Here is a 13581-nt window from a genome sequence, read left to right on the forward strand (position 1 = left end):
TTCATACATCACAACTCACAAAATACAGTAAGTTTGAAATAAAATCCCCAAAATTTCAACCCCAAACCTAAAAAAACCCCACAATGCGTGAAAACGCGCCCCCCTCTGAATAGAGAGGGGGTTATCTTTTCTTCTTTTACATGTTCAGTCTTAATTTTACAAGCTGCATGAATTCTTCTCTTTTCTCTTTTAAAAATCAATTTTGTACATGATGAGGTAGATTGCTGCATTATCATAATATTTTTTATGAAATATAGATTTAGTTATAAATCAATATAATTGTTAACTTTAAGTTGACAAAAATTTAAATAGATGGAAAACCTTATAAATTATAGAAAGTAAATTGTTAAAATTATATTTAAACTTAATAAAAAAGGTGAATACACATGGAACTTAATCGATTCACAGTAAAACTACAAGAAGCTATTATGCGGGCAAAAAATATTGCTCAAAATCATCATAATCAGCAAATAGAAATAGAACACATCTTCAAATCTCTTTTATCTGATTCTACAGAAATCGGAACACTTATCCTGCAAAAATTGGGTGTTAATCCACAACAAATCAATACCACATTGGATAAAGAAATAAATCGGATTCCACAAGTAACTGGAAATACAGGAGAAGTATATCTATCAAGAGATCTTAGCCGTTTAATTAATGAAGCTATGGGTGAGATGGATTCACTTAATGATCAATATCTAAGCGGTGAGCATCTTTTTCTTGCTTTGGCTAAAGGAAACGATTATTCTTTATCCAATCTATTCAAAAAAAATGGATTATCTTATGAACGCATTTTAAGAGCACTTTCTGAAATTCGTGGGAATACTACAATAGATTCACAAAATCCTGAAGGAACTTATAATGTCTTAGCAAAATATACCAAAAACCTAAATGATCTTGCACGACAAGGTAAATTAGATCCTGTAATTGGCAGGGATGAAGAAATTCGCAGAGTAATTACCATCCTTTCACGGCGTACTAAAAATAATCCTGTATTAATTGGAGATGCAGGGACAGGAAAAACTGCAATTGTAGAAGGTATTGCCCAACGAATCCACAATGGAGATGTTCCATCTTCTTTAAAGGATAAGATTGTAATATCACTCGATCTTGGTCAACTAGTTGCTGGAGCCAAATATCGTGGAGAATTTGAAGAACGCTTAAAATCAGTGTTGAAAGAGATTACAAAAAGTAATGGGAAATATATCCTTTTCATTGATGAATTACATACTTTAGTTGGAGCAGGTGCTGCAGAAGGTGCTATGGATGCATCAAACATGCTAAAACCCGCTCTTGCACGAGGAGAACTAAGATGTATCGGTGCAACAACTGTAAAAGAATATCGTAAATATATTGAAAAAGATACTGCCCTTACACGCCGATTTCAACCCGTATTTGTGAATGAACCTAGCGTAGAGCAAGCTATTACAATCTTGCGCGGTTTGAAAGAAAAATATGAAGTTCATCATGGAATCCATATTAAAGATGAAGCGCTAATTGCAGCCGCAACATTGTCTCATCGTTATATCACTGATCGGTTTTTACCAGATAAAGCTATTGACTTAATTGATGAAGCTGCTTCTCGACTAAGAATTGAATTGGATTCAATGCCGTTAGAAATGGATAACATTCATAGACAAATCATTCAACTACAAATTGAAAAAGAAGCTCTTAAAAAAGAAAATGATGAAGCTGGGCAGAAACAACGGCAAGCTTGCGATGATCGGATTCAAGAATTGCAACAACAATATGAAAGCTTGAAAAAACAGTGGGAAGAAGAAAAGAAAATTATCAATGCAATTTCAAACATCAATAAACGCATTGAAGAATCTAAACTTGAAGAAGAACGCGCTACTCGCGAAGGTGACTTGGAAAAAGCAGCAAAAATGCGCTATGGAGTCAGATTAGAATTGCAAAAGGAGAAAGAACGCCTGACCCAAAAATTAAAAGAAGTATCAAAGGAGAAACGCATGCTCCGCCAAGAAGTCACTGCAGAAGATATTGCACAAATCATTTCACAATGGACAAACATTCCAGTTTCGCGTCTTTTAGAAGGAGAACGTACTAAACTACTAGAAATGGAAGATCGACTTAGAAAGCGGGTTGTAGGACAAGATAAGGCTCTTTCGACCTTAGCAAATGCAATTCGTAGAGCGCGTTCAGGAATCCAAGATCCAAACCGTCCCATTGGTTCTTTCATATTTCTAGGGCCAACTGGTGTGGGAAAAACAGAAACAGCTAAAGCCTTAGCCGAGTTTCTTTTCGATAGTGAAGATGCATTAATTCGAATTGATATGTCAGAATATATGGAGAAACATAGCGTCGCCAGGTTGATTGGAGCTCCTCCTGGTTATATCGGATATGACGAAGGAGGGCAGTTAACTGAAGCTGTTCGTAGACGTCCCTATTCTGTTATTCTTTTTGATGAAATTGAAAAAGCTCATTTAGAAGTTTTTAATGTACTTCTTCAAGTTTTAGATGATGGTCGTCTAACCGATGGAAAGGGAAGAACAGTTGATTTCAAAAACACAGTACTAATCATGACTAGTAATATCGGAAGTGCATTGATTGCTGAGAAAAATAAGAGCGGAACACCTATAACTCAAGAAGAAATTCATAGTCTACTAAAACAATACTTCCGACCAGAATTTTTAAATCGAGTAGATGATATAATTACTTTCAATTTCCTCAAAGTCGATCAGATAAAAGCAATTGTAGATATTCAAATTAATGATTTAAACCGAATACTCGAAAACCGACATATTAAGGTGCGATTGAGCGAAAAAGCTAGAGAGAATTTAGCTGAAATCGGATTTGATCCAGAATATGGCGCTCGTCCTCTGAAACGAGCAATTCAACGATATATACAAGATCCATTAGCGGTGGCAATTCTTGAAGGTCGTATTCAAGAAGAGCAGGAAATCACAGTGGATGTTGATAAAAACGGAAAATTTACCTTTTCAGCTTAAAATCATAATACTGCTCTTTTTTATTTTTTTTTTACTACTATTTTACGAAAATTCGAATTAGATCTATAGTGTGTGAATAAGTACGAATAAGTTTATTTTTTGATTTAATTCAAAATTTTAAAATTAAAGGAAAAAAGAAGAAATTACTGACATATTTCTAACTATTTAATCGTAAATTAGACTAGTGAGGCCCTTTCGATAAAATTTCACGTGCGAGCTCAATATATTCATTTTTCCTTTCATTATGATCTTGAATATGATCTAAAATGATTTGAACTGCTTCTTTTTTGCATTTTCCACATAACATTCCACTTCTACAACGTTGATATCGATCTTGGAGTTTAACATCATCTTTTTGAAAATGAATTTCAAGTAATTTATAGATCATACAATTCTCAGGAATTCCACCAAGTTTTTCTTGCTCTTCTTTATTCTTTCGGCCACCAGTGTATGCCCCCATAATTTTCTTTTTAATTGATTTGGGTTCATCTCCTAAGTTAAAATAACTGTTGGGGCGGGATTTACTCATTTTTTTATGAATATCGTCTAATCCTGGTAGCAATTTATGATACGTCGCACTAGGTTTAAAGAAGGGGATATATTCTTCCTGGCCGGTTTTTGGATTTATTTCTGTTCGTTTAAAATGTTTTGTCAAGTCTCGTACTAATCTTAAATGAGGGTCCTGATCGATACCTACTGGAACAACTGTTGGCATAACTGTATCACGCAACTGAGGCATGAAAATATCTCCTACTTGAACCAATGCTGCGAGATACAGTGCAAAATCTCGTTCTCCATAAATTGCACGCATCATATTGCTGGTTACATATCGACCCGCTCGAAATGGCATTTCTTTGACTCGTGGTTCCCTTGATTGAAGCCAAATATATGCCTTCTTAGGATCCAATCCAAGTGTTAATACATCTGCTAGATTATCAACAGCATATTCAAAACTTTGTTTGTAAGGCATTCCATTATCAACAAAAGATTCAATATCAGCAATTGAATAATAAACAAAACCCCCCATTTTTTGGAATTCAACAATTTCTGATGCCGTTGTTAAAGTACCTAAGTGAAAATGCCCGCTTGGTTTGATTCCACTCATTATTGCCCAAGGTTTTTCATGTTGAATTGCATTGACAATTTGGTTAAAATCACGATGTCCATAAATCACTTTTCGCCGCAAGAAACGATTTTTTTCAAACATCGAATAAGGAATCTCCAAATCTTGAATCAACTCAATTCCAAATTCACGAGTTAGCCTTTCATAATCTTCCTCTGAGAATAATCCTTGACCCCATGGATCAAGTTGAATATTTTCCTTTTCTTTAGGTTGAGGATTTTCCTTTTCATCGATTGGTTCTTTATTCATTATTAAATGCAAAATTCCAATCAATTTGAGTTTTTTGGACAAATTAATTTTTTAATAGAAAGGAAGATAAAATAATTGTTAGTAATTGCACTTGCAATCATGATATAAGTGTGTGTAGATTCGTTTTTGTGATTATTCTAAAGAATATTTTCTTTTTGCGAGATCAAATTCAAGAGTGATCAAGATTATGATTGATGATTTTATTACATTTATGCCCATTCATCAATTGCTGTATAACAAAAATTTTATAATATTGTAAATTTTGCTTCGTAATTCATTAATTAATGTCTATTCTACTCGGACTCACATTATAAGGTTTATAAACAATGGCAGGTCGCTTCTTAAAATTATTCTCACCGTTTGTACGTATTACTCCAGAAATTAAACAGCCAGATAGAGAAATTTCATTTAAGGATAAACTCATATATACTTTTATCGTTTTATTACTCTATACAATCATGTCCAATGTTCCTTTATACGGAATATTGCAAAGTGCAAGTGCCGATTACTATTATTGGTTACGGGTAATTCTTGCAAGTAATAAAGGTACTTTGACAGAACTTGGAATAGGTCCAATTGTAACTGCTGGTTTAATTCTTCAATTATTACAAGGTAGTAAACTAATAGAAGTTGATATGTCTTCACCAGAAGATCGAGCCCTTTTCACTGGTGCTCAGAAAGTAATCACTGTATTCTTAACTATTCTTCAAATTATTGCATATATTTTTGGAGATGCTTTTGGTGATTCTGCCGAACTCGGTGCTACCAATATGATCTTAATCTTTCTCCAACTAATTTTTGCTGGAATCCTAATTATGATGATGGATGAAGTCCTTCAAAAAGGATATGGTTTAGGATCTGGTGTTTCATTATTTATTGCTAGTGGTGTGGCAGGTCAAATTTTCTGGAATTCATTTAGTTTCTTTGGCGATCGATCAGGAGATGGATTGCCAACAGGAATTATTATTGCCTTCTTCTCAGTTTTGTTTAAACCAGGACAATTAGATGCAAATGGGGATGTTATTCGCTTACGAGATTTATGGATTCGGGATGCTGGAGATCCAGGATTACTTGGGTTGACTACAACTTTAATTATTTTCTTTGTTGTAATATATGTTGAAACCATGCGTGTTGAAATTCCTCTGACTTATGCAGGATATAAGGGATATCGAGGGAAATATCCAATGAAACTCCTTTATGTATCCAATATTCCTGTTATTCTTGCTCAAGCACTATATGCCAATTTGCTATTTTTCGGTCAACTACTTTGGAAATGGTCAGAAAAGACAGGAAAACTTAAATGGTGGGTAAATTGGTTTGGTGTATTTGAACAATCTGATAATGCTCAATATTATAAACCTATAAAGGGTTTATTGAAATATATCACTGCTCCGCAAGGTTTGGGATCAATTATAACTGCATTTAAAGAAGGAGAAGGTGGAAGTATTATATTTCAATCTCTAGTCTACATGGTCATTTTCATAACTATCTGTATTGTTTTTGGTCAAATTTGGGTAGAGGTTTCTGGATTAGCACCTCGAGATATTGCAGGACAAATTTTAGGCTCAAAAATGCAAGTTCCTGGTTTCAGACGTAGTGAAAAGATTATTGAAAAGATTCTTAAACGTTATATTGGCCCATTAACCATATTGTGTGGTTTTATTGTTGGTATGCTTAGTTTCTTAGCCGATTTCATGGGTGCATTAAGTTCTGGAACAGGACTACTTCTTACTGTTGGTATTATTCAAAATTATGCAGAAACAATTTCACAAGAAGCTGCAAAAGAACAATTCCCTGGAATGGGGGCTCTTTTAGGTTAGAATTTTAATTTTTCATTTCTTATTTTTTATTTTTATCTCTGTATTTTTTATTTTTTAATTTGCTGATCTTAGATAGATGAAGTTATTGCAGCAATTACTATATCAATTTTTAATAAAAAATTAGATTTCAATAAAAATTACGAAATTAGGTCAAATTGGAGTAGGGATATTTTTAAAAACAAAAATTTTACAGAAATGTTTTTTGAATATTATTCAAATCAACAAGGATTCTGTATTAAATGAAATATTTCTTAATTTTGAATGAAAAATGAGTAAAAAAAATGAACAAAAATATATTAAAAAGATATTAAAATAATGATCAAATTTTTAAGCACTTTTTTTAAAATATCTATCATGATTTTTGAAATTCCCTCTCATAGCCGAATTCACCCTGTAATTGTTGCAGTAAAGTTTTTTGTTCTTGTTTTTTATCTTTTCTCTGCTTATAAAGTATATAAAAAACAAAATTCCACATTAAATAAATGTTTTGCAACTTCATTTGTTGCTTGGGCTGGATTTAATTTTTTTGATATAATTGTTTTATACATTGCTCCAATCAGTTATACTGCTTTTATAATCGCTCAAATTTTTTGGAGAATTCAATTACTTATGCTTTTTATCCTTACTTATTTTACCTACAATACTGCATGTATTATTCAATCAAGCTCATATATAATGAAGGAAAAGAAACAATTATTGCTTCAAATTTCGATTCTTACAGTAAGCTTTATTATTTTAGCAATTTTTTCAAATATTTCAATTCAAAATACAAGCGGTGCTCCTTTAGATCTTGTGACAGATTTACCACCTCAGGAAGAATTTATTGTAAAAGATGTTTTTGGGGTTTTTGCAGTTATTTTTATTGTCCCTTTAAGTTTTTACCTTATTGCTTCATTTCGATTAGGTATTATTGCAAAATCTATAAAAAATAAAGAATTAAAGCGAAAAGTTATATTTACTATCATTGGAAACTTGTTGATTCCAATTGGGTTAATTTATTTCTTAATTCGAGATATATTTTGGGATGCTACTATTTTGAATACAGCTTTAGGGCAGGTAATTTTTATTTTTTCTCCCATTTTTATATTTCTTTCTCAGCGTTCGAAATCCACTTGAAATTTTTAAGTATTTTTTCTTTAATTTTTGTTTTTTTTAATGTTATATCAAATATCGAAGAATTAAAGAATACAAAAATGTGAGTTATTATCACCTAATTACTTCGAAAATTTTTTTACATTCGTTAAATTCAAGTGATTAATGTTGGTTATGATTTTAACATGGAGTGATTTTATCACTCTTGTTTCCCGACCCCCAAATTCACTTTGGTTTATTTTTCTTATCTGTTTACTTGTTTCTTTAGTTTCTACTTTTCTAAATAAAACATTGGTTGATCACAATAAAGCTCGTCGTATCCAAGAAGTTGTGGCAGAACATAATGCAAAAAAGAAAGCTCTTCTAGAATTATCAAAAACTAATCCAAAGCGCTATGCAAAAGAATATGGAAAGTGGCAAAGACGAGACGCAAGCGTTCAAAAAATGCAGCAATCTATTCAAATGGAGAAATTAAAACCTACTTGCATTACCATCATTCCATTTATGGCATTTTTCTTTGTCATCAGGAGTATCTATACACCATCATGGTCATCAATACAATTACCTGTAGCTCGACCTCCAATTAATCCTATGGATGATTTTCCTGCATTCATCGTTACCATGATGCGTTCACAATTATTTTCTGCAGTTGGAAATCTTCCTGTAGAAGCTGGATTTTTAGGGTATACAGGATGGTACATGTTGTGTTCTTTTGCATTAGGAACTGTTCTTCAGAAACTTCTCGGAGTGTCCCAATCGACACAAGGTCAAGCTTCTTCATTGTTCGATAGTTCCTCAACAATTGAATTACCTAAACCCAGTGATCTCTTATAATATAGCAAAGAGTGTAAATTTTCTGTTTTTTTAAACTTATTTTTATCTGAGATTTATTTCATCAATTAGATCTGATTAAATTCACAGAAAAGGTATAAAGGGGAGCATTCTTTCTTTAAGAGCATTGGAACTCGAATAAATATTATAAAATGAAAATGGTAATGAAAAAGTGAACAAAAATAAGAGAGAAAATGGGCAATCTAAGGAAATGAAAAATAATTTTAAAGATGGGTATCGCAAAGAAATTGAAAATAAAGAAGAATTCTTAGATAGAGAAGAAAATAAAAATCATGAAAAAAATAAGGATAGAAAAGAAAATGAAAATCCTGAAGAAAATGAAGATGAAGATAATAATAAAGATGAAGATGTTCACATAATAGATGTAAGTAATTTCTTTAATTATCAAAAAGCATTGAATTCATTAATGGATTACTTAAATGTGGCAATTGATGAAACAATTTCTGGGTTCACACGTTCAGATCAACTACTCTTTTCCCATGCAAATAAAAAACTAATTTTAAATGCTATTTTAGAGTCTGGATTTTACGACTTTTGCAAAATGAGGTTAGCAGAAGTGGCAGAAAGCAATGCAATAGAAAATCAAGATAGTTTTATGGCAATGATGACGCAAGTCCAAGGTGAAATCGATTTATTGGCTTATCTTTTAGTAAATACGCGATTAGCTCATCGAACTTTGAATTTTGACCTTTTTTTAAGTTTATTAAAAGGTGGATTATTTGTTGATATTTTGGAAACTCACGATAAAATTGTTAAAGATATGCGAAATCGAGCACAAATTTTGAATTCCCAAAATATAAGGGAAAATGTAAAAGTTAGTGATAATTCATTTTATATCTAATTTAATTCAATCCAGTAACTTTCTTATTTTCATTTTTTCGATATTTTATTCTTTTTTAAAATATTTTATTCATTTAGCTTTTTTGCCATTCCATATGCTTTTTTGGAGACTACTAAATACAAATCTCGAAAAACTTGATAAAATTGATCTGGTTTTTCTAAATTTGGAGCCAAGTTTAGCGTATCTAAAGTTTTTATATCAGTTCCTGGCTTTAAAAATCGAAAACCTATATTATAAGGAGTCGTTGGTTTTAAGAATGAATTTACGTTTAATTCTTGAACAGGAAGAATAGGTACTTCAAAACTTTTATCAGCTATATTAACCATTTCTCGAATCTTTTTAACAGAAATTGAAATTGGCTCATTTGCGCAACTTCGTGCATTCTTTATCGTACGTAATAATTCCTCACGAGCTTTTCCCCGTAATTTTAATAAGAGGAATGGATCATAATCAAATACACGAGCAACATATAAAACTGTCGCAGCTATGTGTTTGCAGGGAATTTCTTTATCAGGACAAGAACATGATGCATTTAAACTTGTTGTTGGATCTGGAAACAATTCATATCCCACTTCTTCAAAAATTAATTCAAAATCCTCCGGAATGGTATTTTCTAACAATTTTATTGTATAATATGCCTTTTCTGCAATTTTCATGGCAATTTGATACCAAACATCTTCCGGAATTGTTTCAAATCGGACTTTTACTAAATAGGGGGTTGGAGCAGTTCCTTGAACTGTTGCAAAGATCATTCCTGGAGAAATAGTGATATTAGACACTCTTTCTTCTTGTGCATAGCGAATACCTCTTTGCATTCGAAATGGACGACCATATTCTAACATATGATCCACCCAGATTTGTCCCCATTTAGTTTTTGCAAATCCGTGCAATTCTCTCTTGATTTCTAGTACTTCTTTCCGCACATTTCGATTATTTCCTGGATAACGTCCTTTTCTTGTTTTATGTCCATTTCTAGAATTATGGCCGCTTTGTGCTTTTTTTGGCGTTCTAGATTCTTTAGTTCGACGTTGCATCAATATCCCTCCTCAATTTGCGAAAGACTGAATAATTCCTTCAATTCGTTATTAGAAAGAGCGGTGATCCAAGTTTCATCCTTTGCAGCAAGAATTCGATCGGCAAGATCGCGCTTTTCTTCCAACATCTGATCAATCTTCTCTTCTATTGTCCCTGTAGTTATGAATTTATACACATTAACAGTCTTTTTTTGACCTATCCTATAAGCTCGATCAGTGGCTTGATCTTCGACAGCTGGGTTCCACCATCTATCATAATGAAATACAGTAGATGCTTGTGTAAGGTTCAAACCAGTTCCTCCTGCTCGAAGAGACAAGATTAGAATTGGAATGGAATCCAAAGCAGTAGATTGGAAGTTATCTACTAATTGTTGGCGCTGTCGTTCCGGAACACCCCCATGAAACCATCCGACTGGAAGGTGATATTTCTGTTCTAAAAATTCTTTTAATAAATCGCCCATTTGTTTGAATTGAGTGAAAATTAACAGTTTTTCGCCGTCTTCCAAAACTTCTTCTACCATTTCTGACAATCTTTCCAATTTTTGAGATGCATGTAAAAATTCAGAATAAGATATTTCAAGATCATCAGATTGTTTTTCATATAGATTTTTAGTTAGTTTTTCGGATTGATTAATGGGTGCTGATTTTGGTAGAATTCTCACTTTATGTTTCGTTTTATAAAGAAATTGGACAGGATGATTGCAAATTTGTTTAGTTGCCGTTAATAGCTTCAAAATTTGACCTTTTCTTTGAATATTTGATTTTTCAAGATTTTCAATTTTCTGCAAGGTTTCACGAACAACTTTTGCATATAATTGTGCTTGTTTAGGACTTAATTCCAAATAGATTTTAATTTCGTTCTTTTCTGGTAAATCTTGAATAATGTTAGTATCAGTTTTGAGTCGTCGTAGAATAAAAGGTGAAATAAAGCGCTTTAATTTTGCTGAAATTTGCTCATCATGATATCGTTCAATTGGAAGGATGAATTTCTGTTGAAAAATGCGTCTTTTACCTAATAATCCTGGATTTAGGAAACTAAAAAGTGTCCATAATTCTAGTAAGCGATTTTCAATTGGTGTTCCACTTAAAGCAATTTTAAATTGGGATTTTAACCGTAGAATTGCTTTTGTTTTTTGTGCCTGGTAATTTTTGATATTCTGAGATTCATCTAAAATAATTCCTGCAAAATGGATTGTTTCTAAAAATTCACTATCATTTCTGACAGTTCCATAGGTTGTTAAAATCAATAAATGGTTTTGAGAAAATTTCTGAATGGCTTGTAAATTTTTTATTCGATTTGAACCATGGTGGGTATAAATCTCAAGATCAGGTGCAAATCGATTTATTTCCCTTCTCCAGTTAAACAAAACTGATGTAGGGCAAATAATTAATATTGAACCAGGTGCATTAGGGAAATCCTCTTTACGTCTTTGCAAAAAAGAAATTATTTCAACTGTTTTTCCTAAACCCATATCATCTGCCAAACACACACCAAAATTTAGCGAAGTCATATGTGTTAACCACGTAAGTGCTGATTGCTGATATGGTCTTAGAGTTCCTTGGAAATTTGATGGAATTGGTATAGGCGAAAACTCTTGAATATTCTCAAGTGTATCGATGATATTTCGAAATTCACCTTCAACTACTACTTCATAATGATTGGATGTTTCACTTAATTGAATATCTCCAATCATTCCCAGCTTTAATGCTTCACTATATGGTATTTCTCCTTTTATTTTCGATTGTGTTTCAAATATTGGTCGTAGATTTTCCATATCTTCTGGATCAACTAAGATCCAATGATCTCTCCAAAAGATCAGGGGTTCTCGATTATTCGCTAGTTCCAAAAATTCTTTTTCAGTTAATCGATTTCCTTCAATCATACCTTCCCAATGGAATTCTAATATCGAATCCATATCAAATAAAGCTGATTGTGGACTTGTAGAGGCAAAATGAGTTCTTTTTTTGGATTCTTGCGATTTAGGTCTAATAACTAAACGTGCACTTAACCTTTGTTGACCTTTTTCAGTAAATTCATCTGGTAATACGACATTGAAACCTGCTTGAATTAAAAGATACATGGAATATCTCATGAAATCCATTACTTCTGCAGCTTTAAGTTTTACTTGTGATGGACTTTTCCCAAATAACGCTCTTTTAATCGGTGGGAAAAGTTTTGAAGCAGTACCTAATGCTCGTAAGGTTTCTTCTTGAAGTCCGTTTTCATCATCGCAAACATTAGCAAATTCCGCATTATGTGTTAATATTCCCCCCCATAATTCTTGTAACGGAATAAAATAATCTGGATCATGTAGAGGTTGCAAATAAAAACCTAGTGTCCAATCAGATTTTTCTGTTTTTGGATATTCTAACCGAAATGTAAATGATAACCCATAAGAAAATGAGAATCCTTGAATATTTTGAACCCAATTTCTAAGAATTCCTGGAATAGGAGTATCACAAAAGCGAGTGATTTTGAAATTTCGATGTTTACTGATGCAAGAATGTAGAAATCTTAGATCCCATGGTGTATCAGGATCGTCTAAGCAAGCATTTTCCATTTCATAAGAAGAATAATTATAAATTGCAGAAAATTGAGCAAAAAACTTATCTGTTAATGAATTTCGAATTAAATAATCTCCAACTGTGTCCATATATTCAATAAATAAATAGGAGGGGTGCCATAGTCCAGATGTTTGGAATTCTTTGATTTTTCCATGTGGAGGAATAACATCAATTGGAATATTGAATGCACTCCAAGCACTATTCCTTAATATTAAGTGGAAACGTTGATAATCCATTTGACTTTTTAGTACTGTTTTCCATTGTCCAATAAACGTATTTGGTTCTATTTCTTTAAGAGTAGGGACAAAATTCCCACGAGAAAGTAATTCTACTGTTAATTTTGTTAAATATGCCCATGTTTTAATTGATTCTGAGTACTGTGGAATGCGTTTTGTTCGATCATTAGTTTCAATAATTTGGAGATAAAAAAGCAATTTAATTGCAGGAGGTATTGGAATGATTTTTCCAAAAATAGGGCGAAGTTGGAAAACTTTTTGAAATTCTCCAGATTTTAATTTGCTATTATATGGAATACTAAGAAGTATCTCGCACTCCAATAATTTATTGGCAGGGATGTTTGGAAAATACCACTTAATTTCCTTTTCTAAGTTTTTTCGCAATAATATATAATCAGTTTCAAGAATTGATGAATTAAGTTGTTCATTCATACTCCACATTATAAAAAAACTAGAATCTTTAGGGGGTTTTGCTGTTTTAGACATTAATTGAAAATGAGATGCTGGATCGTTCCAATATTTTGCAGGAAGATATGTTAATTGTAAATTCATTTAGTGAATACCCCCAATGAAAAAGAATAGTGAGAGTAAATTTTGAATTAGTATTCAATTTCTTCAATCATGCTTTCTCCTTAAAAATTGTGATTATTGTATTTTTTTTATGCATGTAAAAGTATTATAACGAGATAAATAATTGTACCAGATTTTTACTTTTAATAAATCATATTATATCTTTCAATATATCATAGAATTTTTACAATTGAATGGGAAGTATTTCTCCAAAAATATTAAAAAGA

At 32.1% G+C, this 13581-nt stretch carries 8 protein-coding genes; 5 read left to right on the forward strand and 3 right to left on the reverse strand.

Features of this window, described 5'->3' with window-relative positions:
- Window positions 1-386: 386 nt before the first annotated feature.
- On the forward strand, window positions 387-2972 hold the full coding sequence (gene clpB, locus ACXLDF_RS02555; RefSeq protein ID WP_457556921.1) for an ATP-dependent chaperone ClpB: 2586 nt from the start codon (window positions 387-389) through the stop codon (window positions 2970-2972).
- Between the two features lie 181 nt (window positions 2973-3153).
- Here clpB and trpS read toward each other — a convergent pair whose 3' ends face one another.
- Window positions 3154-4344: a tryptophan--tRNA ligase gene (trpS, locus tag ACXLDF_RS02560; RefSeq protein WP_457556922.1), complete on the reverse strand. Its 1191-nt coding sequence runs from the start codon at window positions 4342-4344 to the stop codon at window positions 3154-3156.
- Window positions 4345-4670: 326 nt separating this feature from the next.
- Between trpS and secY the strand changes: the two genes are divergently transcribed.
- From secY to ACXLDF_RS02580, 4 genes are all read left to right on the forward strand, one after another.
- Window positions 4671-6164, forward strand: coding sequence for a preprotein translocase subunit SecY (secY, locus tag ACXLDF_RS02565; RefSeq protein ID WP_457556923.1), 1494 nt, complete (start codon window positions 4671-4673; stop codon window positions 6162-6164).
- A 354-nt stretch (window positions 6165-6518) separates the two neighbouring features.
- Window positions 6519-7280 carry a hypothetical protein gene (locus ACXLDF_RS02570; protein ID WP_457556924.1) on the forward strand — a complete coding sequence of 254 codons (762 nt, stop codon included), beginning with the start codon at window positions 6519-6521 and terminating at the stop codon, window positions 7278-7280.
- 141 nt (window positions 7281-7421) lie between these two features.
- Window positions 7422-8090 carry an EMC3/TMCO1 family protein gene (locus ACXLDF_RS02575; RefSeq protein ID WP_457556925.1) on the forward strand — a complete coding sequence of 223 codons (669 nt, stop codon included), beginning with the start codon at window positions 7422-7424 and terminating at the stop codon, window positions 8088-8090.
- A gap of 169 nt (window positions 8091-8259) precedes the next feature.
- The gene (locus ACXLDF_RS02580; RefSeq protein WP_457556926.1) at window positions 8260-8949 is read left to right on the forward strand and encodes a hypothetical protein; all 690 of its coding nucleotides are present in this window, start codon (window positions 8260-8262) and stop codon (window positions 8947-8949) included.
- A 65-nt stretch (window positions 8950-9014) separates the two neighbouring features.
- On the opposite strand, the gene ACXLDF_RS02585 is transcribed toward ACXLDF_RS02580, so the two are convergent.
- Window positions 9015-9983 (reverse strand): SWIM zinc finger family protein, encoded by a 969-nt coding sequence (locus tag ACXLDF_RS02585; RefSeq protein ID WP_457556927.1) that lies wholly within the window; start codon window positions 9981-9983, stop codon window positions 9015-9017.
- Window positions 9983-13336, reverse strand: coding sequence for a DEAD/DEAH box helicase (locus ACXLDF_RS02590; RefSeq protein WP_457556928.1), 3354 nt, complete (start codon window positions 13334-13336; stop codon window positions 9983-9985). Before ACXLDF_RS02590 ends, ACXLDF_RS02585 begins: the two co-directional genes overlap by 1 nt.
- Window positions 13337-13581: the final 245 nt, after the last annotated feature.

The organism is Candidatus Harpocratesius sp. (assembly GCF_054039255.1).